This is a genomic window from Pseudomonas sp. DTU_2021_1001937_2_SI_NGA_ILE_001, from assembly GCF_032463525.1.
Taxonomy (GTDB): Bacteria; Pseudomonadota; Gammaproteobacteria; order Pseudomonadales; family Pseudomonadaceae; genus Aquipseudomonas.
In genome coordinates, this window is record NZ_CP135971.1 from 1,652,232 (window position 1) to 1,678,682 (window position 26,451).

The following is a 26,451-nucleotide window of genomic DNA, read 5'->3' on the forward strand; positions in this document are numbered from 1 at the left end:
AGATCGCTGCGCTACGCCGCGATTACTTTGGAAAGGCTGGTGGGTTGACGCCCGCCATGTCTTCCATCACGCGGACCACCTGGCAGCTGTAACCGAATTCGTTGTCGTACCAGACGTACAGAACCACACGGTTATCGTTGGCGATGGTCGCTTCGGCATCGACGACACCGGCATGACGCGAGCCGACGAAGTCGGTGGAAACCACTTCCTGGGAGCTGACGTAGTCGATCTGCTTGTGCAGATCGGAATACAGCGCGGTATGGCGCAGGTATTCGTTGATCTCGTCGCGGGTGGTGGCCTTTTCCAGGTTCAGGTTGAGAATGGCCATCGAGACGTTCGGCGTCGGCACGCGAATCGCGTTGCCGGTCAACTTGCCAGCCAGCTCGGGCAGAGCCTTGGCAGCGGCGGTGGCAGCACCGGTCTCGGTGATGACCATGTTCAGCGCGGCGCTACGGCCACGGCGCGAACCCTTGTGGAAGTTGTCGATCAGGTTCTGGTCGTTGGTGTACGAGTGAACGGTCTCGACGTGGCCGTTGACGATGCCGAACTTGTCGTTGACTGCCTTGAGCACCGGCACGATGGCGTTGGTGGTGCAGGACGCCGCCGAGATGATCTTGTCTTCCGGGGTGATTTCACCGTGGTTGATGCCATGCACGATGTTCTTCAGCTTGCCCTTGCCAGGCGCGGTGAGAATCACGCGGTCGACACCCGGGCAGGCCAGGTGCTGGCCCAGGCCTTCGGCATCACGCCATACACCGGTGTTGTCGACGACCAGAGCATTCTCGATGCCGTACTGGGTGTAGTCGACTTCGCTCGGGTTCTTGGCGTAGATCACCTGGATCAGGTTGCCGTTGGCGGTCAGGGTGCTGTTTTCTTCGTCGATGGTGATGGTGCCATCGAACGAACCGTGTACCGAGTCACGACGCAGCAGGCTGGCGCGCTTGACCAGATCGTTGCTGGCACCCTTGCGCACCACGATGGCACGCAGACGCAGGCCGTCGCCGCCACCGGTCTTCTCGATCAGGATGCGCGCCAGCAGGCGGCCGATGCGGCCGAAGCCGTACAGGACCACGTCCTTGCCCTTGCGCGGGCTGTTGCTCTGCTGACCTACCACGCTGGCCAGTTCTTCACGCACGAACTGCTCGGCGCTGCGGCCGTTGCCTTCGGCCTTGAACTTGACGGCCAGACGGCCCAGGTCCACCGAGGCGGCACCCAGCTTGAGCTCGCTCATGGCCTTGAGCAGGGGGAAAGTCTCGTGTACGGACAACTCGCTCGCATCGGACTGGCGATGGCGGGCAAAGCGGTGGGCTTTGAGAATCGCGATGACTGAACGGTTGATCAGGCTGCGGCCATAGATCGAAGTGACCACATTGTTATTGCGGTACAGCTGGCCAAGGAGCGGGATCATCGCCTCGGCGAGGGCTTCACGGTCGATCCATTCACCAAGACACTGGTCGGGCTTCTGAGTCACGGGAACCTTCCACATGTAGGGGCTGAAAAAAGGGGCTACATTATGACCGCGCCAGTGTTTATGAGCAATGCGCGGCCATCAGATGTTCTGACACTACATAAACGAAAAAGATCAAAAGGCGCTCGATGCGCTGGAAAACTGACAGCCACCGCCCTCGCCCGTTACAATCGCGCCCCCTGTCGCATCGCCTGGAGCCAGACCGTCCGTGCCCGTCCTGCGTCTACCGCAACAGCCTGCCACCGCCGGCAAACAACACTGGGGCAACCTGCAAGGTGCCGCCCTGAGCCTGGCCATCGCCGAGGCCGCCAGTGCCGCGCGGCGTTTCACCCTGCTGCTGACCGCCGACAGCCAGGGCGCCGAACGCCTTGAACAGGAACTGAAATTCTTCGCCCCGGAACTGCCGGTGCTGCATTTCCCGGACTGGGAAACCCTGCCCTACGACCTGTTCTCGCCCCACCAGGACATCATCTCGCAGCGTATTGCCAGCCTGTACCGCCTGCCGGAGCTGGAGCATGGCGTGCTGGTGGTGCCGATCACCACCGCCCTGCACCGCCTGGCGCCGACCAAGTTCCTGCTCGGCAGCAGCCTGGTGCTGGACGTCGGCCAGAAGCTCGACGTCGAAGCCATGCGCACGCGCCTGGAAGCCAGCGGCTACCGCTATGTCGACACGGTCTACGAGCACGGCGAGTTCACCGTGCGCGGTGCGCTGTTCGACCTGTTCCCGATGGGCAGCAAGACGCCCTACCGCATCGACCTGTTCGATGACGAGATCGAAACCCTGCGCACCTTCGACCCGGAAACCCAGCGTTCCATCGACAAGGTCGACTCGGTGCGCCTGCTGCCGGCGCGGGAGTTCCCGCTGCACAAGGACGAGGTGGTGCGTTTCAAGGCCCGCTTTCGCGAGCGTTTCGACGTCGACTTCCGGCGCAGCCCGATCTTCCAGGACCTCAACAGCGGCATCATCCCCGCCGGTATCGAGTACTACATTCCGCTGTTCTTCGAAGAAACCTCGACCCTGTTCGATTACCTGCCCCAGGACACCCAGGTGTTCTCGCTGCCCGGCATTGAGCAGGCGGCGGAAAACTTCTGGAACGACGTGCGCAATCGCTACGAAGACCGGCGCATCGACCCCGACCGGCCGCTGCTGCCGCCGGCCGAGCTGTTCCTGCCGGTGGAGGACTGTTTCGCACGCCTGAAGCAATGGCCGCGGGTGGTGGCCAGCCAGCAGGACATCGAGGCCGGAGCCGGTCGCGAGCGCTTTGCGTCCCAGCCACTGCCGGACCTGGCCATCGAGGCCAAGGCCAGCCAGCCGCTGGCGGCGCTCTCGGGCTTTCTCGACAGTTTCCCGGGCCGGGTGCTGTTCACCGCCGAGTCGGCCGGCCGCCGCGAAGTGCTGCTGGAACTGCTCGAACGCCTGAAGCTGCGCCCCAAGACGGTGGAAGGCTGGGAAGACTTCGTCACCGGCGACGAGCGCCTGGCGATCACCATCGCGCCCCTCGACGAAGGCCTGGTGTTGGACCAGCCGTCCCTGGCGCTGATCGCCGAAAGCCCGCTGTTCGGCCAGCGCGTCATGCAGCGCCGACGCCGCGAGAAACGCGCCGAACATGGCAACGATGCGGTCATCAAGAACCTCACCGAGCTGCGCGAAGGCGCGCCGGTGGTGCACATCGACCACGGCGTGGGCCGCTACCAGGGCCTGGCGACCATCGAGGTCGACAACCAGGTCGCCGAATTCCTCACCCTGGTCTATGCCGACGACGCCAAGCTCTACGTGCCTGTGGCCAACCTGCACCTGATCGCCCGCTACACCGGCAGCGACGACGAACTGGCACCGCTGCATCGCCTGGGCTCGGAAACCTGGCAGAAGGCCAAGCGCAAGGCTGCTGAGCAGGTGCGCGACGTCGCCGCCGAGCTGCTGGACATCTATGCCCGTCGTGCGGCGCGCAAGGGCTATGCCTTCGAAGACCCGAAGGCCGACTACGCCACTTTCAGTGCCGGTTTCCCTTTCGAGGAAACGCCCGACCAACAGGCCAGCATCGACGCGGTACGCGCCGACATGCTTGCCGCCAAGCCCATGGATCGCCTGGTATGCGGCGACGTCGGCTTCGGCAAGACCGAGGTGGCCATGCGCGCGGCGTTCATCGCCGTGCACGGCGGCCGCCAGGTGGCGGTGCTGGTACCCACCACCCTGCTCGCCCAGCAGCACTACAACAGCTTCCGCGATCGCTTCGCCGACTGGCCGGTGAAGGTCGAGGTGATGAGCCGCTTCAAGTCGGCCAAGGAAGTCAGCCAGGCCGTCAGCGACCTGGCCGAAGGAAAGATCGACATCGTCATCGGCACCCACAAGCTGCTCTCCGACGACGTGAAGTTCAAGGACCTGGGCCTGGTGATCATCGACGAGGAGCACCGTTTCGGCGTGCGCCAGAAGGAGCAGCTCAAGGCGCTGCGCAGCGAGGTGGACATCCTCACCCTCACGGCCACGCCGATCCCGCGCACCTTGAACATGGCGGTGTCGGGCATGCGCGACCTGTCGATCATCGCCACCCCGCCGGCACGCCGCCTCTCGGTGCGCACCTTCGTAATGGAACAGAACAAGCCGACGGTCAAGGAAGCGCTGCTGCGCGAACTGCTGCGCGGCGGCCAGGTGTACTACCTGCACAACGATGTGAAGACCATCGAGAAGTGCGCCGCCGACCTCGCCGAACTGGTGCCCGAGGCACGCATCGGCGTCGGCCACGGGCAGATGCGCGAGCGCGAGCTGGAACAGGTGATGAGCGACTTCTACCACAAGCGCTTCAACGTGCTGGTGGCCTCGACCATCATCGAGACGGGTATCGACGTGCCCAGCGCCAACACCATCATCATCGAACGCGCCGACAAGTTCGGCCTGGCCCAGTTGCACCAGTTGCGCGGCCGGGTCGGGCGCAGTCATCACCAGGCCTACGCCTACCTGTTGACGCCGCCGCGCAAGCAGGTCACCGCCGATGCGGAAAAACGCCTGGAGGCCATCGCCAATACCCAGGACCTGGGCGCCGGCTTCGTGCTGGCCACCAACGACCTGGAGATCCGCGGTGCCGGTGAACTGCTCGGCGATGGCCAGAGCGGGCAGATCCAGGCGGTAGGGTTCACCCTGTACATGGAAATGCTCGAACGCGCGGTCAAGGCGATCCGCAAGGGCGAGCAGCCGAACCTCGACCAGCCTCTGGGCGGCGGACCGGAGATCAACCTGCGCGTACCGGCCCTGATCCCCGAAGATTACCTGCCCGATGTGCATACGCGGCTGATCCTCTACAAGCGCATCGCCAACGCCACCGACGAAGAAGGTCTCAAGGACCTGCAGGTGGAAATGATCGATCGCTTCGGCCTGCTGCCCGAACCGACCAAGAGCCTGATGCGCATCACCCATCTGAAACTGGTCGCCGAACAGCTGGGCATCACCAAGATCGATGCCGGCCCGCAAGGCGGGCGCCTGGAGTTCGGTGCCGAAACGCCGGTCGACCCGCTGACCCTGATCAAGCTGATTCAGGGCCAGCCCAATCGCTACAAGTTCGAAGGCGCCACCGTGTTCAAGTTCATGGTGCCCATGGAACGCCCCGAGGAGCGTTTCAATACCATCGAAGCGCTGCTTGAGCGCCTGACCCCGAAATCTGCCTGAAGGATGCGTGCATGCGCCTGTACCGTTCATTGATCCTGCTGTTCACCGTGCTGCTGGCCTGCGCTGCAGCACCGGCCTTCGCCGCCGACCACTACCAGGTCGAGGCCATTCTGTTCCGCCAGATCGGCGAACCGGCGGCGACCCCGCAACCGGCTCCCGAGCACTGGGATCGCGGCGCGCCACGGGTCGGCCAGGCCGAGCAGCGTGCCACCGCCCTCGACGCCACGGCGCAGAAGCTCGAAGCCAGCGGCAAGTACCAGGTGCTGCTGCATAAGGCCTGGCAGCAAACCATCGGCAGCGAGCCCAGCGTGATGGCGGTGACCGAGGGCGACGAGCGCTTCGGCCACTTCGCGGTGGAGGGCACCCTGAGCGTGGCCATCGATCGCTTCACCGACTTCGACGCTGAATTCTGGGTCAACCAGCTCGACAGCCACGGCATCCTGCTGGGCAGCGAACGCCTGAAGCAGAACGCCCGGGTCAAGAACGGCGAGCTGACCTTCCTCGACTACGGCAGCCTCGCCCTGCTGATCAAGGTATCGTCGCTCTGAGGCCTGGGCGGCGACGCCCGCTCACCTCCGCAGCAAAAGGCGGGTACACTGCCCGCCTCGTTAAAAGACCGCAGGGCCTCACACACCGGTGTCATCGATTTTCGAAAAAGTCCTGGCCAGCGCCTGGACGCAATTCTTCAAAGCCCAGACTCTGGAGCGCGGACGCACCTATGCCCGGCAGAATCGCGTCAGCCTGGAGCAGGTCGGCGACCAGGTGGTGCGTACCCGTTGCCTGGGCAGCGCTGGCGAGCGCTACAGCCAGTCACTGATCTTCAAGGACCCGGCACAGACCCGCCACTACCTGGTCTGCACCTGCACCTGCCCGGTACGCCGGGACTGCAAGCATTGCGTTGCCGCGCTGGAATTTCTCAGCAGCCCGGCCAACCGCCAGGCGCTCGCCCTCGCCCGCCCGGCCGCAGTCGAAGACAGCCCGCCTGCGTTGCCAGAGCGACTGATCGACGACCTGCAGCCGCGCCCACGGCTGATCCTCGCCAGCCTTGAGTTCACCGCCTTCGAACCGCGCAACGGTCGCATGCAGCGGCAGATTCAGCACCGTGCCGCGCTGGCCTTCGCCTACGGCAAGCACTACGCCACCGGCACCACGCACGTGAGCATTCTGACCAGCACGCTGGGCAGTGACCTGGTGAACCAGAAGAGCGACATCCTCGAAACCACCGCCACGGAAATCCTGCGCATCCGTCGCCAGGGCGAGCGCGAACGACAGTACCGCCAGCGCCTGACCGACCTGGGCTTCAAGGTCGCCACCCGGCAGAGCAAGGCCCTGCCCGACAGCGCCGGGGAAATGTACGAGCTGCCAGGCGACAAGGCCTGGTTGCATTTCGTGCTCGACGACCTGCCGAAACTGCGTGACGAAGGCTGGGAAATCGACATCCGCGATGGCTTCGGCTTCGACGTCACGCCGGTGGACGACTGGTACGCGGTGATCGACGAGCAGGATGATCGCAACTGGTTCGACCTGGAACTGGGCATCATCGTCAACGGCGAACGCCTGAGTCTGCTGCCGATCCTCGTCAACCTGCTGCGCAGCCACCCGGAGTTGATCAACCCGGCCGACGTGGCACGCCGCGGTGACGAAGAACAACTGCTGGTGCAACTGCACCATTTCGCCCAGCAAGGCGGTGGCCCGGTGCAAGTGGCATTGCCCTATGGCCGTCTCAAGCCGGTGCTGGCGACCCTGGGGGAATTCTTCTGGCGCGAAGCGGGCAACACCAGCGTGCGCCTGAATGCCGCCGATGCCGCCCGCCTCAACGAGCTGGACGACCTGCCGCTGTCCTGGGAAGGCGGCGAGCGCATGCGCCACTTCGCCGAGCGCCTGGCACGCATCAAGGATGCGCCGGTCAGCCTGCCCGACGGCCTCAACGCGCAGTTGCGGCCTTACCAGCTGGAAGGCTTGAGCTGGATGCAGGCGCTGCGCGAACTGGAAGTGGGCGGCATCCTGGCCGACGACATGGGCCTGGGCAAGACCTTGCAGACCCTCAGCCACCTGCTGCTGGAAAAGCAGCAGGGGCGCCTCGACCGCCCGGCGCTGGCGGTGATGCCCACCAGCCTGATCGGCAACTGGCTGGATGAAGCGGCGCATTTCACCCCGCAGCTCAAGGTCCTGGCGCTGTACGGCGCGCAGCGTCACCAGGAGCTGGACGATCTGCAGGGCTACGATCTGATCCTCACCACCTACGCGCTGTTGCCGCGGGATGTCGAGCACCTGGAAAAGCTGGCGCTGCATGTGCTGATCCTCGACGAAGCACAGTACATCAAGAATCCCAAGAGCAAGGCCGCCCAGGCCGCGCGGCAACTCAACGCACGCCAGCGCCTGTGCCTGTCCGGCACACCGCTGGAAAACCACCTGGGTGAACTCTGGTCGCTGTTCCACTTCCTGATGCCCGGCTGGCTGGGCAGCAGCAAGGAATTCAACAGCAACTACCGCACCGCCATCGAGAAACATGGCAATGCTGCACGCCTGCAGCATCTCAACGCGCGAATCAAGCCGTTCCTGCTGCGCCGCACCAAGGAACAGGTGGCCACCGAGCTGCCGCCCAAGACCGAGATCATCCAATGGGTGGAACTCAACGACAGCCAGCGTGACGTGTACGAAACCGTGCGCCTGGCCATGGACAAGAAAGTCCGCGACGAGATCGATCGCAAGGGCATGGCGCGCAGCCAGATCGTCATCCTTGAAGCACTGTTGAAGCTGCGCCAGGTGTGCTGCGACCTGCGCCTGGTCAACGACATGCCGGTCAACCCGCGCCATGGCAGCTCGGCCAAGCTGGCCGGATTGATGGAGATGTTCGAAGAGCTGCTGGCCGAAGGGCGGCGCATCCTGCTGTTCTCGCAGTTCACCTCGATGCTGGAACTGATCGAGCAGGAACTGCAGGGGCGCGGCATCGACTATGCCCTGCTGACCGGCTCGACCCGCGACCGGCGCACGCCGATCCGCGAATTCCAGGAAGGCCGCCTGCCGGTGTTCCTGATCAGCCTCAAGGCCGGCGGTACGGGTCTGAACCTCACCGCCGCCGACACCGTGATCCACTACGACCCGTGGTGGAACCCGGCCGCCGAGAACCAGGCCACCGACCGCGCCTATCGCATCGGCCAGGACAAACCGGTGTTCGTCTATAAGATGATCGCCAGGGGCACGGTGGAAGAGAAGATCCAGCGCCTGCAGCAGGAAAAATCGGCGCTTGCCGCCGGCGTTCTGGAAGGCCGCAGCCAGGGTGACTGGAAACTTGGCGAGGACGACCTCAAGGCCCTCTTCGCCCCCCTGCCCCCCGCCCCGAAAAAAGCGCGGCGCCAAGCGGGGTAGGCGCGGCCTCAACCACAGCAATCGTCAGTCAGGCCGGCAGAGCTTGCGCGCGATGATCGCGGCAGGCTCGCAACAGATGAGTCGGGCTTACCAGCCTTTTCGCGAACACGCTCGCTCCAGCAAAAGCCGGAGTGCGTCTGACCGACCTGTCGTGGCGGGTCAGCCTTTGACCAGGGCGATCAGTTGCTGGCGCTGGGCATCGCTCAGGGTCGGACCAAAACCCGCGCCAGCGTTCTCCGCCATGTACTTCGGGTTGCCCGTCCCAGGAATCACGCAGGTCACGGCCGGGTGCGCCAGGATGAACTTCAGCGCCAGTTGCGCCCAACTGTTGACCTCGACCTGCGCCGCCCAACCCGGCAGCGGCTTGTCTTTCAGGCTGCGCAACAACCCTCCGCCGCCAAACGGGCGATTGCAGATCACCGCGACACCGCGCTCGCGGCATAACGGCAAGATGCGCGCTTCGGCGGCGCGATCATCCAGCGCGTAGTTGATCTGCAGGAAGTCCAGCTGCTCGGCCCTGAGCACCGCCTCGACCTGATCGTAGGCCGACGCCGTGTAATGACTGATACCCAGGTAACGAATTCGTCCCTCGGCTTTCCATTCACGCAATACCGGCAGATGGGCCTGCCAGTCGACCAGGTTGTGAATCTGCATCAGGTCGATGCGATCGGTGCGCAACAGGCGCAACGACTCTTCCATCTGCGCGATGCCCTCCTGGCGCCCGCGGGTCCAGACCTTGGTGGCGAGGAAGGCCGGTGAGCGCGGCTCATGGATCGACAGCAGCTCACCGGTGGTCTGCTCGGCACGGCCATACATCGGCGAACTGTCGATGACACTGCCACCGGCGGCGAACAGTGCGTCGAGCACTTCGCGCAACTGCTTGTACGCCGGGCTGGAGGTGGCCACATCGAAGCCGCGGTAGGTGCCCAGGCCCACCACCGGCAAGGGCTCATTGCTGGAAGGGATGACACGGGTCTGCATGGCGCGGCCTCCTGGAAGACGCGAGGAAGGGTTAGGCGCAGGCAAGGTCGCCGGACGTTCGCCACCGCTGGCCGAATCGATACCCAGGACGGCGGCGGCGCCGGCAGCCAGGGTCAGCAGGCGGCGGCGCGTGAGGCTCGAGCAATGGCGCATGCGGAACTCCTTGCGGGTCTGACGGCAACGGCTTTACACAGACCCTAGCCGCTGTGGGCGGATTCGCAACGCAAGATGTCCTCACCGTTCAGGCTCCGGCGCCCAGACGCTGCCACATCGCCTGGGTGATGCGCTGGCGGTTGTGATAACCCGCCCAAGGGTCTTCATGCAGTTGGCGCAGGTGCTCGCCGAGATTGCCGATGTGCCATTGGCCGGCGGACGTCAGCGTTGTCAGCTCGTCACGACGAATGGGCACCGATACGGGCAGGCCTGGCCGTGCGCGTACCGACCAGGCCGCGACCGTGGTGCCGCCACGGGTATTGCGCAGGTAATCGATGAAAATCCGCCCCACCCGGTTACGTGGGCCCGCCGTTGCCGTGAAACGTTCGGGCAGCTGGCGGGCCATGAACTCGGCCAGCGCCTTGGCGAAGCCTTTCACCTCGTCCCATCCGGCGCGGCGGGACAGCGGCACGACGACGTGCATGCCCTTGCCGCCGCTGGTCTTGATGAAGGCCTGAAGCCCCAGTTCATCGAGCACCGCCAGCAGCATCTGGGTGGCCTCGATCATCTGCTGCCAGGGCAGTGTCGGGTCGGGGTCCAGGTCGAGGATCAGGCGGTCCGGGGTCTCGATACGATCACTGGTGGCACCCCAGGTGTGCAACTCGATGACACCCATCTGTGCCACGCCAGCCAGCGCCTGGACACTATCGATCTGCAGCAGTGCCGCGTGCCCCGGGTCCAGGGTGGGGTCCAGGCGGGTGATGTGCGGGATTCGCAGGCCCTGGGCATGCTTCTGGAAGAATTGCTCGCCTGCGATGCCTTCAGGACAACGCAGAAACGCCACCGGGCGCCTGGCCAATTCTGGCAGCAGCCAATCGGCGACCGCTTCGTAGTACTGCGCCAGTTCGATCTTGCGGGTGCCACTACGCGTATCGACGACCCGCTCCGGGTGGCTGATCGCCACAGCGGCCACCCGACTACCGCCCTTGCTGGGTGCCTGAGCGTTGGGCGCGGCGGGCGGACGCGGGTGTTCACGGACAATCTCGTGTGCCGACTTGTCAGTGCGCAGGCCGATGAACGAGGCCTGGCGCAGGACACCCTCGCGGGTCCACTCGGCGAACTGCACCTCGGCCACCAGCCGTGGCTCGACCCAATGCGCCTGGCGCACGCTGCTGGCGGAGGGTTCGCGTATCAGCGGGCAACGGCTGCAGCGCAACGGGTCGAGGTGCTCCTTGAGTTGTCTGAGTGCCAGGGCACTGAAGCCGGTGCCGACCCGCCCGGCATACACCAGGCCACCGGCCTCGGCGTCGTTGACCGCCAGCAACAGCGCGCCGAAGCTGCCGCGGCTGCCCTGTGGCGGGGTGTAGCCGACGATGACGAACTCCTGGCCCATGCGGCATTTGAGCTTGACCCAGTCGCCATTGCGACGGCTTGCATACAAACTGCCACTGCGCTTGCCGATCACTCCTTCAAGGCCCATGGCGCTGGCGCTTTCGATGATTTCCTGCGGGCGGGCGGCAAACGCCTGGGAAAACCGCAACAGCTCGCCGCGGCGTCCTGCAAGTTTCTTTTCCAGCGCGGCACGCCGCTGCTCCACCGGCTGCTCGCGCAGGTCCTTACCGTCCAGCCAGGGCGCATCGAACAGGTAATAGAGAATGTCCTGGTCACTGTGTTGGTCGAAGGCCTGTTGCAAGGCCTGGAAGTCCGGCAAACCGTCGCGGTTCAGTACCACCACCTCGCCGTCGAGCCAGCTGTCGCCCAGCCCCAGCGCCGCGATGGCCTTGGCTTGCCGGGGCATGCGCGCGGTCCAGTCATGGCCGTTGCGGCTGAACAGGCGCACCTCGCCGTCGCGGACACGAGCGAGGATGCGATAACCGTCGAACTTGATCTCGTACAGCCAGGCCCCACTTGGCGGGGTGTCCATCAAGCTGGCCAATTGCGGTGCCAGCGTATCAGGCAAGGCCGCCTTTCGGCGCTGCGGCTTGGCAGGAGCGGCGCGTTGGGGTCGGTCTTCCAGGCGTCGGTCGCTGAGCACGCTGTCTGGACGCTCGGCGGTAATGTCACCCTCGCCCGCCGAGCGTGCCACGGCATCATGGCGCTTGATCAGCAGCCACTGCTGGCGCTTGCCACTGCCCTTCAGCCGGGTGCGCACCAGAGCCCAGTCGCCGCCCAGTTTCTCGCCCTCCAGGGTGAACTCCAGCTTGCCGGCTTCATAGCCCTGCCGTGGGTCGCCATGGGGTTGCCAGGTGCCGCGGTCCCAGACGATCACCTCACCGGCGCCATACTGCCCTTCAGGAATACGGCCTTCGAAACGCGCATAGGCCAGCGGATGATCCTCCACCTCGACAGCCAGCCGCTTCTGGCTCGGGTCCAGGCTTGGCCCCTTGGGCACCGCCCAGCTCTTCAGGGTGCCGTCCAGTTCAAGGCGAAAATCATAGTGCAGGTGGCTGGCGTCATGCTTCTGGATCACGAAGCTCAGCGCCTGCCCACGCCCGCTGCGCTTGGGGCGGCTGGCAGGCTCTGGCGGTTCGCGGGTGATATCGAAGCGGCGTTTGCGGGTGTATTCGCTGATCGGCCTGGGCATGCTCGACTCCTTGCTCAACTGGCCCGGCGGCGACGCTGGCCCTTGGCGCCACCGCCCGCGCCAGTCGTGCTCTGCGCTTTGCCACCCGCCTTGCCGGCGGGGCTCTTGCGTGTGGCTTTCTTGCCTGACAGGCTCTGGCGCAGCAGTTCGGTCAGGTCGACCACATCGGCCTGGCGACGCTCATCGGGCGCTTCTTCGTCACTGACCGTATGCAGCTTGCCGTGCTTGGCCTTGGTCTCCACCAGGGCCATGATCTTTTCCTGGAAGGTGTCGCGGTAATCCTGTGGCTGCCAGTCAACACTCATGTCCTTGACCAGCTTGCGGGCCATGTCGCGTTCGGCCTTGCTCAGGCTGACATCGGTGACCGCCTCGCTGAGTTCCAGGGTGTCATCCATATCGCGCACCTCGGCCGGCCAGCGCAGCAGCACCAGTACCAGCGCGGAGGCCAACGGCATCACCGCTGCCAGGTGTTCACGGGTGTGCAGCACCACATTGGCCAGTGCGACGCGCTTGCTGTCGTGCAAGGTTTCACGCAACAGGGCATAGACCTTCTCGCCGCGTTGCGTGGGGGCGAGGAAGTAAGGCCGGTCGATGTGCTGCAGGGGAATCTGCTGGCTGTCGACGAAGCCGAAGATATCGATGGTCTGGGTGGCCTTGGGGTGCGCCGCACGAATCTCCTCCTCGCTGAGCACCACATAGCGGTCTTTCTCGTACTCCACGCCCTTGACGATATTCTCGGCGCTGACCTCCTTGCCGGTGGCCTTGTTGACCCGCTTGTAGCCCACCGGGTCCATGCTGCGCTTGTCGAGCCAGTCGAAGTCCACGCCCTGCGCGGAAGTGGCCGAGATGAGTGCCACCGGGATATGCACCAGCCCGAAGCTGATTGCGCCTTTCCAGATTGCCCTTGCCATGTCCAGCAGCTCCCTGTTGTCTGCCTGGTGGATGACTGCCAAGGGCGACGCAAAGTTTCAGCGAGGAGACGACCGTGCCTTGAGCGAGTGTCGCAAAGGTGAGCGCAAGGCAGTGACCTGCCGCGACAGAGACCGTGACGCCGATATATTCGATAAAAATCTAAAAGTATTAATTTAAGTTCTTTTACGGAATAAATATCAGCTCTTATAACAGGGCTGACATTTTCCCAGCCGCCCCGCCTGCAAGGACCTGTAATGAACGTTTTCTGGTTTCTACCCACCCACGGCGATGGCCACTACCTGGGCACCACCCAAGGTGCCCGGCCGGTGACCCTCAACTACCTCAAGCAGGTCGCACAGGCGGCTGACGATCTGGGTTACTACGGCGTACTGATCCCCACTGGTCGCTCCTGCGAGGACTCCTGGGTGGTGGCCTCGGCCCTGGCGCCCCTGACCCAGCGCCTGCGCTACCTGGTAGCGATACGGCCTGGGATCATCTCTCCGACCGTATCGGCACGCATGGCCGCGACGCTGGACAGGCTGTCGGGCGGGCGGTTGTTGATCAACGTGGTGACCGGCGGTGACCCGGACGAGAACCGTGGCGACGGCGTACACCTCAGCCACAGCGAGCGTTACGAGGTGACCGACGAATTCCTGCGCATCTGGCGTCGGGTACTGCAGGGTGAAGCCGTGGACTTCAAGGGCAAGCACTTGCACGTCGAAAATGCCAAGGCGCTGTATCCGCCACTGCAAAAACCCTACCCGCCACTTTACTTCGGCGGCTCGTCCGAGGCTGCCCACGACCTGGCCGCCGAGCAGGTCGACGTCTACCTGACCTGGGGCGAACCCCCTGCCGCCGTCGCCGCCAAACTCGCCGACGTGCGCGAACGCGCGGCGCGCAACGGGCGTACGGTGAAGTTCGGCATTCGCCTGCATGTGATCGTCCGCGAAACCAGTGAACAGGCTTGGGATGCTGCGGCGCGGCTGATCGAACCGATCAGTGACGAAACCATCGCCGCCGCACAGAAGTCCTTTGCCCGCTTCGACTCCGAAGGCCAGCGGCGCATGGCCGCGCTGCACGCTGGCCGACGCGACAACCTGGAAATCGCCCCCAACCTGTGGGCCGGGGTCGGCCTGGTGCGCGGTGGCGCGGGAACCGCGCTGGTGGGCAACCCTCAGGAAGTGGCGGCGCGGATCAAGGAATATGCCGACCTGGGTATCGAGAGTTTCATCTTTTCCGGCTACCCGCACCTGGAAGAAGCCTACCGCTTCGCCGAACTGGTCTTTCCGTTGCTGCCCGAGCCTTACGCCAGCCTCGCCGGTCGCGGGCTGACCAACCTGACCGGCCCGTTCGGCGAGATGGTCGCCAACGACCTGCCCCCGCAGCAGGCCACACGTTGATCAACCGTTGCTGGCGATCTGGCTGAGCACCTGGTAGCTGCCGAACACCGCTGCCTTGACCCGATGCTGGCGGATCAACTGCTGCAGATCGGCCACCCCCGGCTCCAGATTGCGCAACGCGACTTCGCAGGCCTCACGCGATTGCCACAGCACCTGATGCAGGACCCGCAGGCCATCTTCGCTGGCCTGCACGCTGGCAGTGATGAAACCGGGGCAGGTACGGGTGAAACGCTGGTCCACTGCAGCCAGCGCAGCTACCAGGCCCGACTGCTGACGTGGCTCGATGCTGAATTCGACGACTTGACTGTAGACGGGCATGAAAATCTCCATGAATGATGCGGCCATGCAAGATGTTGCAAGGGACAGGCGCGCAGGTTAAAACCTCGAGTTAACTAGAGGTCAAGAGGCGGGTTGCAACATGGATCAATCAGCGGTCGGCAAGCCCCGGCCTTACCTGAGCGTCGGCCAGCTGGCCGCACGCAGCGGCGTGGCGGTCACCGCCCTGCACTTCTACGAAAGCAAGGGATTGATCAGCAGCCAGCGCAACGCTGGCAATCAGCGCCGCTATCCCCGCGAAGTGCTACGCCGCGTGGCGCTGATCAAGGTGGCCCAGCGCCTGGGCATTCCACTGGCCAGCATTCACGCCGCCTTGCAGGCGCTGCCGGAGGGGCGTAACCCCACTGCTGCCGACTGGCAGAAGCTTTCCGGGCAGTGGCGCAGCGAACTGGATGAACGCATCAGCCAACTGACCGCCTTGCGCGATCAACTGACCGGCTGCATCGGTTGCGGTTGCCTGTCGATGGAAGCCTGCCCGCTGCGCAACCAGGGCGACACACTGGGCCGGCAGGGCAGCGGGCCGCAGTTGCTGGAGCAGTCTTGAGACAACGACATATGGGTCGGTAGGCTTCAGCCGCGGAAGATTTCGCTCGGCCCCTGCAGATAAGCAGAGGTTGCCCGCCCTTCGCGGCTAAAGCCAATACGGGTCAGTTCGTCGTTATGGGGCTCGGTGGGAGCGGCTTTAGCCGCGAAAGCGCCAGGAAAATCACTGTATTTGTTGTGAACATGCGGTCGCTTCGCGGCTGAAGCCGCTCCTACCCGGCCTAACTGATCATTACTGCGGCTAAAGCCAATACTGCTCAGTTAGACCGTGCGAGCTTGCTCGCGAAGGCGGCGTCACGTTCACAGCAGATTCATGGGGTTTGCTGACCTGTTCGCGAGCAAGCTCGCTCCCACAGGGCTTGGACTACAGCACCACGGTGCGAACGAAACGCAGCAGCGCGGCACCTCGGTTGTGAAATGCGTGGGTCTGGTGACTGGAGAACATGAAGAATTCGCCAGCCTCGATCCGTTGGGGCTGCTCGCCGCCGCCCAGTTGCAACGTCAGCTGACCTTCGATGACATAGACCTGCTGGCTCCAGCCCTCGGGGTCCGACTCCGCCTGGTAACAGTCGCCCGGCTCCAGACTGAACTCCCACAATTCCACCTCACGCCGGGCCAGTGCCTTGGACAGCAGCACGGCCTTGCTGCCCGGCCGACCGCCAGCCCAGGCCAGCTCGTTAATGCGGCTGTGGTCCTGGACGTCAGGCGCCTGGATCAGATCGCTGAAGGCGACATCCAGGGCCTCTGCCACACGATCCAGGGTCGCCAGGCTGACATTGTTCTCACCCGCCTCGATGGCTACCAGCATGCGCCGGCTGACGCCCGAGGCATCGGCCAACGCGCTCTGGCTGAGACCCGCAGCATTGCGCAGGCGGCGCACGTTGTGCCCCACGTGCTGCAGCACCGGCGCACGGTGCGAATTTACTTTGTGCATCATATTGCTCACTCGAAGCGGTTGCGCATTATACTGCTCATCTTGCGGCGCATTGTGCGGCGCAGCGTTCCCGTCCTGCAAGACTTCACACCGGTACTGTCATGAAATCGCCCACCCGCCTGCCGCACATCAGTAAGGCAGAAGCTGTCCTGATCTTCATCACCATGCTCTGGGGCGGCACTTTCCTGCTCGTCCAGCACGCCATGAGCCTCAGCGGCCCGATGTTCTTCGTCGGCCTGCGCTTCGCCGCCGCTGCACTGTTCGTCGCTCTGGTGTCGGGTAAGGCCCTGCGTGGCCTGACCCTGCTGGAACTGCGTGCCGGCCTGTTCATCGGCACCGCGATCATGCTCGGCTACGGCTTGCAGACCGTCGGCCTGCAGAGCATTCCCAGCAGCCAGTCGGCGTTCATCACGGCCCTCTATGTGCCCTTCGTACCGCTATTGCAGTGGCTGGTGCTGGGGCGTCGCCCTGGGCTGATGCCCAGCCTGGGTATCATGCTGGCATTCACTGGCCTGATCCTGCTGTCAGGCCCGCAGGGCGCAGCGCTGAACTTCAGCCCCGGCGAGATCGCCACCATCATCAGCGCCGTGGCCATCGCCGCGGAAATCATCCTGATCAGCGCCTACGCCGGGCAGGTCGACGTGCGCCGCATCTCCGTGGTGCAACTGGCCACGGCCTCGGCCCTGGCGTTCCTGATGGTGGTCCCCACTGGCGAGCGCCTGCCGACGTTCTCCTGGCAACTGCTGGGCATCGTCCTCGGCCTGGGCGCCATGAGTGCGGTCATCCAAGTGGCGATGAACTGGGCGCAGAAAAGCGTCTCGCCCACTCGTGCCACGGTCATCTACGCCGGCGAACCGGTCTGGGCCGGCATCGCCGGGCGCCTGGCCGGTGAGCGCCTGCCTGGCCTGGCCTTGCTTGGGGGTGCGCTGATCGTCGTCGGCGTGATTGTCAGCGAAATGAAAAAACGCCAGGCTGCCAGCACGCCGCAGACCGATGCCGTCATTCACAAGGCCGAGTGACATTCGCCGGGCGCGAGCCTGTCGCGCCCCTTCCCCCCGGCCACTGACGCGGCCGCACGGACTTTCGCTGCACCGCGACGGTCACAGTTGCTGTAACCCCCTCCTGCCAAACTGACCAACCGGGATGATGCCAAGCGAGCTGATGCTGTTATGGCATCAGACATTTTTTGTAGGAAATTACCCGGGGTGCGAGTTTGGCGATGAACATACTGGCACGTATGATGCTTAACATTTCTTCGCAGAATAGAAGCCTATGTCCCTGATAGTTCTACTGCTTCTGCCTTTCATCGGCAGCTGTCTGGCGGCCTTTCTGCCGCACAACGCGCGTAACGCCGAGTCTCTGCTCGCCGGGCTGATCGCCGTCACCGGCGCCTTGCAGGTGGCGCTGTGGTATCCACAGATCGCCGATGGTGGGGTCATTCGCGAGGAATACCTGTGGCTGCCCAGCCTGGGCCTGAACTTCGTCCTGCGCATGGACGGCTTCGCCTGGCTGTTCGCCATGCTGGTGCTGGGCATCGGCACCCTGGTTTCGCTGTACGCGCGCTACTACATGTCACCGGATGATCCGGTGCCACGCTTCTTCGCCTTCTTCCTGGCCTTCATGGGCGCCATGCTAGGCCTGGTGATCTCCGGCAACCTGATCCAGATCGTGTTCTTCTGGGAGCTGACCAGCGTTTTCTCCTTCCTGCTGATCGGCTACTGGCACCATCGCAACGACGCCCGCCGCGGCGCCTACATGGCCCTGCTGGTCACCGGTGCTGGTGGCCTGGCCTTGCTGGCCGGCGTTCTGGTGCTGGGCCATGTGGTGGGCAGCTACGATCTGGACCGGGTCCTCGCCGCAGGAGACCTGATTCGCGCCCATGCCCTGTACCCGGTGCTGCTGACGCTGATCCTGATCGGTGCGCTGAGCAAGAGCGCGCAATTCCCCTTCCACTTCTGGCTGCCCCACGCCATGGCCGCGCCGACGCCGGTATCGGCCTATCTGCACTCGGCCACCATGGTCAAGGCCGGCGTATTCCTGCTGGCACGGCTGTGGCCGGCACTCTCCGGCTCCGAGCAGTGGTTCTGGATCGTCAGCGGCGCCGGCGCCTGCACCCTGGTGCTCGGCGCCTTCGCGGCGATCTTCCAAAACGACCTCAAGGGCCTGCTGGCCTACTCGACCATCAGCCATCTGGGCCTGATTACCCTGCTGCTCGGCCTCAACAGTCCGCTGGCTGCGGTAGCGGCGGTGTTCCACATCCTCAACCACGCCACCTTCAAGGCCTCGTTGTTCATGGCGGCCGGGATCATCGACCACGAAAGCGGCACCCGCGACATTCGCCGCCTCAGCGGGCTGGTGAAGATGATTCCCTACACCGCCACCCTGGCCATGGTCGCCAGCGCCGCGATGGCCGGGGTGCCGTTGATGAATGGCTTCCTGTCCAAGGAAATGTTCTTCGCCGAGACGGTGTTCATTTCGTCCTCGGCCTGGGTGGAAATGGCCCTGCCCGTGGTGGCGACCGTGGCCGGTGCGTTCAGCGTGGCCTACTCGTTGCGCTTTACCGTAGACGTATTCTTCGGTCCGCCAGCCAAGGACCTGCCGCTGCTGCCCCATGAGCCACCGCGCTGGATGCGCATGCCCGTGGAGTTGCTGGTACTGGCCTGCCTGGTGGTCGGCATCTTCCCGGCGCAATCGGTAGGCCCGCTGCTGGCTGCCGCCGCCAGACCAGTGGTCGGTGGTGAACTGCCCGAGTACAGCCTGGCGATCTGGCACGGCTGGAACGCCCCGATGATCATGAGCCTGATCGCCATGGCCGGCGGCATCGCGCTCTACCTGCTATTGCGCAACCCGCTGCGCAGCGAGCGCTTCGCCGGGCCGCCGCTGATCGGTCGCCTGAATGGCAAGCGCTCGTTCGAACGCCTGCTGGTGGCGCTGATGCACTGGGCGCGGCGCTTCGAGCGGCTGATGACCACGCGCCGCCTGCAGGCACAGCTTTTTGCGCTGGTACTGGCCGCCGTGGTGCTGGGGTTCATTCCCATGTACTTCAGTGGCCTGACCTGGGGAGACCGCCCCAAGATCCCCGGTTCGGGGGTCTTCGTGACCCTTTGGCTGATCGCCATTGCCTGTGCCCTGGGTGCGGCCTGGCAGGGCAAATACCACCGTCTTGCGGCATTGATCATGGTCAGCGTCTGCGGACTGATGACCTGCATCACCTTCGTCTGGTTCTCGGCACCCGACCTGGCCCTCACCCAGCTGGTGGTCGAGGTGGTCACCACGGTACTGATCCTGCTCGGCCTGCGCTGGCTGCCACGCCGTAACGAAGCGGTGGCGGCGACCAGTACGCGATTCAAGGCACGCGCCCGCCGGGTTCGCGATTTCACCCTGGCGGTAGTGGTCGGCGGCGGCATGGCGGCACTGTCCTACGCCATGCTCACCCGGCAGACACCGAACATGATCTCGTCCTATTACCTGAGCCGCGCACTGCCCGAGGGCGGTGGCACCAACGTGGTCAACGTGATGCTGGTGGACTTCCGCGGCTTCGATACCTTCGGTGAAATCACTGTACTGAGCGTGGTGGCCCTCACCGTATTCGCCCTGTTGCGACGCTTCCGCCCCCCCAAGGAGAGCATCCCGCTGCCAGCCCAGCAGCGTCTGCTGGCTCGCGACGTGGCCACCGACCTGGTCAACCCGCGCAGTGCCAGCGACACCGCGCTGGGCTTCATGATGGTGCCGGCGGCGCTGGTGCGCCTGTTGCTGCCGATCGCCTTCCTGGTGTCGATGTACCTGTTCATGCGTGGCCATAACCAACCGGGCGGCGGTTTCGTCGCCGGCCTGGTGATGTCGGTGGCGTTCATCTTGCAGTACATGGTCGCCGGCACTCAGTGGGTCGAAGCGCACATGAGCCTGCGCCCGCAGCGCTGGATCGGCACCGGGCTGATCTGCGCGGTGCTCACCGGCCTGGGCGCCATGGCGTTGGGCTACCCGTTCATGACCACCCACACCGCCCACCTGCACCTGCCGATTCTCGGCGACCTGCACGTGGCCAGCGCGCTGTTCTTCGACATCGGCGTGTATGCCGTGGTGGTCGGTTCGACCCTGCTGATCCTCACTGCACTGGGCCACCAGGCGGTGCGCAGCCATCGACCCACCTCGCTGCCCAAGCCGTTAGGGGCGCCGACCCCGGCACCGGCGGTCGTCGTTCATTCACAAGAAGGAGCTCTGTGATGGAAGAAGTCATCGCCATTGCCATTGGCGTACTGGCCGCCTCGGGCGTCTGGCTGATCCTGCGGCCACGAACCTTCCAGGTCATCATGGGCCTGTGCCTGCTGTCATACGGCGTCAACCTGTTCATCTTCAGCATGGGCAGCCTGTTCATCGGCAAGGAGCCGATCATCAAGGACGGCGTGCCGCATGACCTGCTGCACTACACCGACCCGTTGCCCCAGGCGCTGGTACTCACCGCCATCGTCATCAGCTTCGCCATGACCGCGCTGTTCCTGGTAGTGCTGCTGGCCTCGCGCGGGCTGACCGGCACCGACCACGTGGACGGTCGGGAGCCCAAGGCATGAGTGGCATCAACCAGTTGATCATCGTGCCCATCCTGCTGCCCCTGCTGACTGCCGGGCTGATGCTCTGGCTGGGCGAGAAACATCGTCCGCTCAAGGCACGCATCAATCTGTTCTCCACCATGATCGGCCTGGCCGTGGCCATACGCCTGCTGATGTGGGTGCAGGAAAGCGGCGGCATGGGCTCGATCGGCGTCTACATGCCAGGCAACTGGGAAGTGCCCTTTGGCATCGTGCTGGTGGTCGACCACCTCTCGGCGCTGATGCTGGTGCTGACCGGGATCATCGCCGTGTGTGCGCTGCTGTTCGCCCTGGCGCGCTGGGACAAGGCTGGAGCAAGCTTCCATGCGCTGTTCCAGATCCAGCTGATGGGCCTGTATGGCGCCTTCCTCACCGCCGATCTGTTCAACCTCTTCGTGTTCTTCGAGGTGCTGCTGGCGGCCTCTTACGGCCTGATGCTGCACGGTTCCGGACGCGCGCGGGTGTCGTCGGGGCTGCACTACATCGCGATCAACCTGCTGGCCTCGTCACTGTTCCTGATCGGTGCGGCACTGATCTATGGCGTGACCGGTACCCTGAACATGGCCGACCTGGCGGTGAAGATCCCCCAGGTCAGTGAAGCCGACCGGGGCCTGCTGCATGCGGGCGCGGCGATCCTGGCCACGGCGTTTCTGGCCAAGGCCGGCATGTGGCCGCTGAATTTCTGGCTGGTGCCGGCCTACTCGGCGGCCAGTGCGCCGGTGGCCGCGATGTTCGCGATCATGACCAAGGTCGGCATCTACACCCTGCTGCGTCTGTGGACCCTGTTGTTCTCCGAGCATGCCGAAGCCTCGGCATTCTTCGGTGGCGAATGGCTGATCATCGGCGGCATGCTGACCATCGCCACGGCAGCGGTAGCGATCATCGCCGCCCAGCGCCTGGAGCGCATGGCCAGCCTGAGCATTCTGGTCTCGGCGGGCATCCTGCTGTCGGCAATCGGCTTCGCACAACCGGGCCTCACCGCCGGTGCGCTGTTCTACCTGGTCAGCTCGACCCTGGCACTGAGCGCGCTATTTCTGCTCGGCGAGCTGATCGAGCGCACGCGCTCGGCCAACCAGTACGGCGAAGACGAAGACGCCGATCAGTTGCCGCACAATCTGGAGTCTCTGCACCCACCGCGCGGCAGCAACCTCGACGAAGAAGAGAACATCGTTGTCGGCCAGGTCATTCCCATGACCATGGCCTTCCTGGGCTTGTGCTTCGTCGCCTGCGCCCTTCTGGTCATCGGCATGCCGCCGCTTTCCGGGTTCATTGGCAAGCTGACCCTGCTCAATGCCTTGCTCAACCCCGAGGGTCTGGGCAGCACCAGCAATCCGCCGGTCTCGCTGGAAGCCTGGCTGCTCATCGCACTGCTGGTGTTTTCTGGCCTGGCGGCACTGATGTCGTTCGTGCGCCTGGGCATCCAGCGCTTCTGGACACCCCGGGAAACGCCATCGCCGCTACTGCGCCACAGCGAGTACCTGCCCATCGTGCTGTTGCTGGGCCTGTGCATCACCCTGACCTTCAAGGCCGAGCCGCTGCTGCTCTATACCCAGCAGACCGCCGCGACCCTGCATGAGCCCCAACAATACATCCAGTCGGTAATGGCCACTCGCCCACTGCCGGGTACCACCCTCAACACCTCGCAGGTGCAGCCATGAAACGACTGTTCCCCGCTCCGCTGTTGTCACTGGCGCTCTGGGGCCTGTGGCTGGTCCTGAATCTCTCCCTGAGCGCCGGGCACATCCTGCTGGGCGCCCTGCTGGGCTTTCTCGCCCCACTGATGTTCGCCTCGCTGCGGCCGATGCCGGTGCGCGTCCGCAAACCAGGCACCATCGTGCGCCTCATCTTCAATGTCGGTATCGATGTGGTGGCCTCGAACCTGCAGGTGGCGCGCTCGGTATGGACGCTCAAGCGTCGCCCGCCACGCTCGGCCTTCGTGCGTATTCCACTGGATATGCGTGATGCCCATGGCCTGGCAGCTCTGGCGATGGTCTGTACGGTGGTCCCCGGCACGGTCTGGTCGGAACTGGCCCTGGACCGCAGCATCCTGCTGATGCACGTGTTCGACCTGGAGGATGAAGCGCGCTTCATCGAACACTTCAAGAGCACCTACGAGCGCCCCTTGATGGAGATCTTCCAATGAGTGACCTGCTCAGCCTGGCGATACTGGCCAGCCTTTCGATATTCGCCTTGGCGATGGTCCTGACCCTGTTGCGTCTGTTTCGCGGCCCTTCTGCCCAGGACCGGGTGCTGGCCCTGGACTACCTGTACATCATCGGCATGCTGATGATGCTGGTGCTGGGCATTCGTTATGCCAGCGACACCTATTTCGAGGCGGCGCTGCTGATCGCACTGTTCGGCTTCGTGGGCTCATTCGCCCTGGCCAAATTCCTGCTGCGCGGTGAGGTGATCGAATGACCAGCGACGTGCCGTACTGGATCGAGGTGCTGACCGCGATTCTGCTGCTGACCAGCAGCCTGTTCACGCTGACCGGTGCGATTGGCGTGTTGCGCCTGAAGGACTTTTTCCAGCGCATGCACCCGACTGCGCTGGCCTCGACCATCGGCACCTGGTGCGTGGCCCTGGCGTCGATCATCTATTTCTCAGCCCTCAAACAGGCACCGGTGATGCACGCGTGGCTGATCCCGATCCTGCTGGCGATCACGGTGCCGGTCACGACTCTGCTGCTGGCCCGCACCAGTCTGTTCCGCAAGCGCATGGCTGGCGAGGACGTACCGCCAGAGGTCAGCGGCGACCGCCCGGCCCAGGAAGGCTGAAGCCCGAAGATTCGACCGGCAGGCAGGTCATTCGCTGGCGCGGAAGTTCAGCTCGCCCTTGCGCCACTTGGCCGCCTTGGCGATGGCGGCCTTCAGGGTCGGGGTCAGCCCGGTCTGCAAGGCCTCACGGGCCGCGAACACCATCATTACCGCATGACCCTGCTTGAAGACGATCCCCTGGCCTGCGTCGGTCTCGACGAAGGCGTACTCGCCCAGGCCATGAATGGTCGCCTTGAGGTCACGAAAGCGCAGCTCGAACTTGCCCCCTTCACGGCTGGGCAGCACCGCAGCGCGAAAATGGTCGCCTACCTTGAGTTCCAGGCGGGACTTGTCATCGACCACCAGGTTGTTTTCGGTGTCGATCTCGGCCATGTACAGGCCCTCAGGCGACTGTTCGGCGATATAGACGAAACGTGATTGAAACTGCTTAACCAACTTTGCACGTAGATCACCGAGCACGAACAAGGCATGCGTATCCAGGTTACTTACAGCCAAAGTAAAAACTCCCGAAAAACTGAAAAATGAACCGCCCGGTTAATACCGCGCAGTGGACCGATCCTGTTATCACTCCTGAAAGGGCCGAGAGAAGCCCGGAAATCCCCGAGACGCTCTGCATCCGCTGATGCAGGCAGGCGGTGATTCTACCGGCTCTCACCGTCTATGGCACCCGGCGCGTGATTACAGTTCATATTAATTGTCGAAGTACAGTGAATATCGATCGAACTCTGAAGTGCGAACACACTCCGATTGATAAGAATGGATCCAACTATTTGAAGGAGATGATCATGGAATTGCCCACTCATACACTCAATGATCTATTTGAACAGCTTGGCCTGGAATTTGATGATGCCAGTATCGAAGCATTCATTGCCGAGCATAGACTGCCCGATGGCGTGAAACTGATCGATGCCGAGTTCTGGACCCCGCAGCAGGCCGGATTTCTCAAGGAAGAACTGCGTGAAGACGCCGACTGGGCGCCGGTGGTCGATGAGTTGAACGTGCGCCTGCATGAGAAACCTGCTTCATAGCCCCACAGGCTATAGCTACGCAGGCTGCACGCTCCATCGCGTCAATGCGGGTACCCCGGTTGCGCCACGTTGGGATGAATGACCCGACCGCCCGTCTGCGGCGCATGGACGAACAGCGCATCGCCCAGCCCGCCCAGGGTGCCGATGACCGGTCGCCAGTGCGCCGAATGGTGGATGTAGCGACGGCTCAACAGAAGCTCCTCGGCGGTGCTGAGCGCCACCTCATCGCCCCTGGCCTGTGCGATGAGGCGCTGTGCCACGCCCTGCAGTTCGTCGGGCAAGGCCAGTTCCGCGCGGTCTGTGATGGCTTCGAACGGCACCCCTTCATCACAGGCCAAGGCGTGCATGACCCGCAGGTGAACGCGCGACAGGTGCCCCAGCACCTCGCGGCGCAGGCAGACCGAGGCCATGACCAGTTGCTTGCCCAACGAGGTGTCACAGCCACGACTGGCTACTTTCGAACACTGCACCTGCAAGGATGCCGACGGGTCGGCCGGATCGATCCAGCGCTGGCCATCGAGTGCCTCCAGGTCGGCCTGTGCCTGCTGCCAGAGCGAGCTGTGCTCGAGAGGCGCGCGGCAGTCGACCACCGCCGTGCGCGGCCGGGTCAACAGGACGTCCTCGAACATGCAAGGCAGGTAGCCACCGCCGATGTCCGAGTGCGCCCCCGGTAACACGATCTCGCGCGACCAGCCAGGCTGGATGCTGTTCAGCGCGAAGTTGCGCCGCTGTTCATCGCGCGCCACCAGATGCAGAACCTGTCGTGCGCAGCCAGCCGGCAAGTAGAGATTGACCCGCCGGTTACTGGCATCACGCACGTTGCCCAGGTCACGCCAGCTGCCTATCGCCGCGACGGTGTCGAACAACCCCACGACCATGACCTGGATGGAGCCCCGCGCCCAGCCGACCTCCTCGGCCCAGGCGATCTGCCCATCATGCAGCAGCGCTTGCAGCACACCGCGCTCACGCTTGAGCACCTCGTTGACCAGATGCCTGGCCGACGCCGCCCCCCGGCTGAAACCAAACAGATCCAGTTCCAGGGCCTGGATCACGCAGCCGGGATTGTGCACGGCGAAACTGGCCAGCGCGGCATTCAACTTCTTCATGGCCACTTCCACTTTGGCCAATACACCGGTCGTACCGCGCCCGAAACTCTGCCCCGACCACAACGCGTCACGACCCCCGGACTTGGTCCCCACACCACCAATATAAACAGCGTAATAAACTCGCCATTCATTGTTTTCCAGCACGGCACGAGGCGATTGCCGATAAAGTTCGGCCAGTCGCGCAATATTGGTCAGGTCATTACTGTAACTGCTCGAAGACTTTTCATGGCGACCGGCACACGCGGCCGTGTGATGGCGTTCGCCCGCCTGCATCGCCGCCCGACAATCGGCGCCAATTCGCGTATTTACACGGTTATTTCCGGTGCCATCGAAGAAAATGCCGACCCTGGCGGTCACCCGCCGTGGCGCCCGCCTGTCATCCTCGACTGCGGCACGCCCATATATATGATTGTTCATCGTGTATCCATCCTTAGATGCGAGCGACTACAAACTTGTCACTAACGCGTTATAAGCATTAATGAACAGCTTGCTCAGCACTCCACGACAGTCAAGCATTCATATGTATTTCAGAACTTTCCTACATCAATAGTTTTATTTAAGCGGCGCCGTTGTGTCCCCCAGCTGACCGCCCCGACACGCTGGCGCTACTCGTGGT

General features: G+C 64.0%; 21 protein-coding genes. 13 read left to right on the forward strand and 8 right to left on the reverse strand.

Annotated elements, in window-relative coordinates; all coding sequences use genetic code 11:
- Window positions 1–22: 22 nt before the first annotated feature.
- Window positions 23–1,486 (reverse strand): glyceraldehyde-3-phosphate dehydrogenase, encoded by a 1,464-nt coding sequence (locus RRX38_RS06775; protein WP_295470200.1) that lies wholly within the window; start codon window positions 1,484–1,486, stop codon window positions 23–25.
- 190 nt (window positions 1,487–1,676) lie between these two features.
- Here RRX38_RS06775 and mfd point away from each other — a divergent pair, with 190 nt between their 5' ends.
- The 3 genes from mfd to RRX38_RS06790 all read left to right on the forward strand — a co-directional run bounded on the left by mfd (window position 1,677) and on the right by RRX38_RS06790 (window position 8,495).
- Entirely contained in the window at window positions 1,677–5,126 is a 3,450-nt protein-coding gene (mfd, locus tag RRX38_RS06780; RefSeq protein WP_315962009.1) for a transcription-repair coupling factor, read from the forward strand.
- 11 nt (window positions 5,127–5,137) lie between these two features.
- Window positions 5,138–5,674 (forward strand): CsiV family protein, encoded by a 537-nt coding sequence (locus RRX38_RS06785; protein WP_315962010.1) that lies wholly within the window; start codon window positions 5,138–5,140, stop codon window positions 5,672–5,674.
- Window positions 5,675–5,762: 88 nt separating this feature from the next.
- Window positions 5,763–8,495 carry a DEAD/DEAH box helicase gene (locus RRX38_RS06790; RefSeq protein WP_315962011.1) on the forward strand — a complete coding sequence of 911 codons (2,733 nt, stop codon included), beginning with the start codon at window positions 5,763–5,765 and terminating at the stop codon, window positions 8,493–8,495.
- Window positions 8,496–8,654: 159 nt separating this feature from the next.
- Here RRX38_RS06790 and RRX38_RS06795 read toward each other — a convergent pair whose 3' ends face one another.
- The 3 genes from RRX38_RS06795 to RRX38_RS06805 all read right to left on the reverse strand — a co-directional run bounded on the left by RRX38_RS06795 (window position 8,655) and on the right by RRX38_RS06805 (window position 13,124).
- Window positions 8,655–9,629 carry an aldo/keto reductase gene (locus RRX38_RS06795; protein WP_315962012.1) on the reverse strand — a complete coding sequence of 325 codons (975 nt, stop codon included), beginning with the start codon at window positions 9,627–9,629 and terminating at the stop codon, window positions 8,655–8,657.
- Between the two features lie 88 nt (window positions 9,630–9,717).
- Complete coding sequence (gene ligD / locus RRX38_RS06800; RefSeq protein WP_315962013.1) at window positions 9,718–12,213, reverse strand: DNA ligase D; 2,496 nt, start codon at window positions 12,211–12,213, stop codon at window positions 9,718–9,720.
- 14 nt (window positions 12,214–12,227) lie between these two features.
- A complete protein-coding gene (locus tag RRX38_RS06805; protein WP_315962014.1) occupies window positions 12,228–13,124 on the reverse strand; it encodes a Ku protein in 897 nt (298 codons plus the stop codon).
- Between the two features lie 255 nt (window positions 13,125–13,379).
- Here RRX38_RS06805 and ssuD point away from each other — a divergent pair, with 255 nt between their 5' ends.
- Window positions 13,380–14,525 carry an FMNH2-dependent alkanesulfonate monooxygenase gene (gene ssuD, locus RRX38_RS06810; RefSeq protein ID WP_315962015.1) on the forward strand — a complete coding sequence of 382 codons (1,146 nt, stop codon included), beginning with the start codon at window positions 13,380–13,382 and terminating at the stop codon, window positions 14,523–14,525.
- Here the strand turns inward: ssuD and RRX38_RS06815 are convergent, their stop codons facing one another.
- Window positions 14,526–14,843: an antibiotic biosynthesis monooxygenase gene (locus tag RRX38_RS06815; protein WP_315962016.1), complete on the reverse strand. Its 318-nt coding sequence runs from the start codon at window positions 14,841–14,843 to the stop codon at window positions 14,526–14,528. It lies immediately after the preceding gene.
- A gap of 100 nt (window positions 14,844–14,943) precedes the next feature.
- Here RRX38_RS06815 and soxR point away from each other — a divergent pair, with 100 nt between their 5' ends.
- Entirely contained in the window at window positions 14,944–15,405 is a 462-nt protein-coding gene (soxR, locus tag RRX38_RS06820; protein ID WP_295470182.1) for a redox-sensitive transcriptional activator SoxR, read from the forward strand.
- Between the two features lie 363 nt (window positions 15,406–15,768).
- Here the strand turns inward: soxR and RRX38_RS06825 are convergent, their stop codons facing one another.
- Entirely contained in the window at window positions 15,769–16,338 is a 570-nt protein-coding gene (locus tag RRX38_RS06825; protein WP_315962017.1) for an XRE family transcriptional regulator, read from the reverse strand.
- A gap of 101 nt (window positions 16,339–16,439) precedes the next feature.
- Here RRX38_RS06825 and RRX38_RS06830 point away from each other — a divergent pair, with 101 nt between their 5' ends.
- The 7 genes from RRX38_RS06830 to RRX38_RS06860 all read left to right on the forward strand — a co-directional run bounded on the left by RRX38_RS06830 (window position 16,440) and on the right by RRX38_RS06860 (window position 23,701).
- On the forward strand, window positions 16,440–17,357 hold the full coding sequence (locus tag RRX38_RS06830; RefSeq protein WP_315962018.1) for a DMT family transporter: 918 nt from the start codon (window positions 16,440–16,442) through the stop codon (window positions 17,355–17,357).
- A 253-nt stretch (window positions 17,358–17,610) separates the two neighbouring features.
- Window positions 17,611–20,562, forward strand: a complete 2,952-nt coding sequence (locus RRX38_RS06835; RefSeq protein WP_315962019.1) for a monovalent cation/H+ antiporter subunit A — start codon at window positions 17,611–17,613, stop codon at window positions 20,560–20,562.
- A complete protein-coding gene (locus RRX38_RS06840; protein ID WP_295470175.1) occupies window positions 20,562–20,906 on the forward strand; it encodes a Na+/H+ antiporter subunit C in 345 nt (114 codons plus the stop codon). The genes RRX38_RS06835 and RRX38_RS06840 overlap by 1 nt, the downstream gene beginning before the upstream one ends.
- Entirely contained in the window at window positions 20,903–22,582 is a 1,680-nt protein-coding gene (locus RRX38_RS06845; protein WP_315962020.1) for a monovalent cation/H+ antiporter subunit D, read from the forward strand. Before RRX38_RS06840 ends, RRX38_RS06845 begins: the two co-directional genes overlap by 4 nt.
- Window positions 22,579–23,067, forward strand: a complete 489-nt coding sequence (locus tag RRX38_RS06850) for a Na+/H+ antiporter subunit E (protein ID WP_315962021.1) — start codon at window positions 22,579–22,581, stop codon at window positions 23,065–23,067. Before RRX38_RS06845 ends, RRX38_RS06850 begins: the two co-directional genes overlap by 4 nt.
- Window positions 23,064–23,342, forward strand: a complete 279-nt coding sequence (locus RRX38_RS06855; protein WP_315962022.1) for a K+/H+ antiporter subunit F — start codon at window positions 23,064–23,066, stop codon at window positions 23,340–23,342. The genes RRX38_RS06850 and RRX38_RS06855 overlap by 4 nt, the downstream gene beginning before the upstream one ends.
- Entirely contained in the window at window positions 23,339–23,701 is a 363-nt protein-coding gene (locus RRX38_RS06860; protein ID WP_315962023.1) for a Na+/H+ antiporter subunit G, read from the forward strand. The genes RRX38_RS06855 and RRX38_RS06860 overlap by 4 nt, the downstream gene beginning before the upstream one ends.
- Window positions 23,702–23,728: 27 nt before the next feature.
- Here the strand turns inward: RRX38_RS06860 and RRX38_RS06865 are convergent, their stop codons facing one another.
- Complete coding sequence (locus tag RRX38_RS06865) at window positions 23,729–24,196, reverse strand: hypothetical protein (protein WP_315962024.1); 468 nt, start codon at window positions 24,194–24,196, stop codon at window positions 23,729–23,731.
- Window positions 24,197–24,486: 290 nt separating this feature from the next.
- Here RRX38_RS06865 and RRX38_RS06870 point away from each other — a divergent pair, with 290 nt between their 5' ends.
- Window positions 24,487–24,729 (forward strand): DUF2789 domain-containing protein, encoded by a 243-nt coding sequence (locus RRX38_RS06870; protein ID WP_295470162.1) that lies wholly within the window; start codon window positions 24,487–24,489, stop codon window positions 24,727–24,729.
- A 41-nt stretch (window positions 24,730–24,770) separates the two neighbouring features.
- Here the strand turns inward: RRX38_RS06870 and RRX38_RS06875 are convergent, their stop codons facing one another.
- Window positions 24,771–26,252 (reverse strand): DUF2235 domain-containing protein, encoded by a 1,482-nt coding sequence (locus RRX38_RS06875; protein WP_315962025.1) that lies wholly within the window; start codon window positions 26,250–26,252, stop codon window positions 24,771–24,773.
- Window positions 26,253–26,451: the final 199 nt, after the last annotated feature.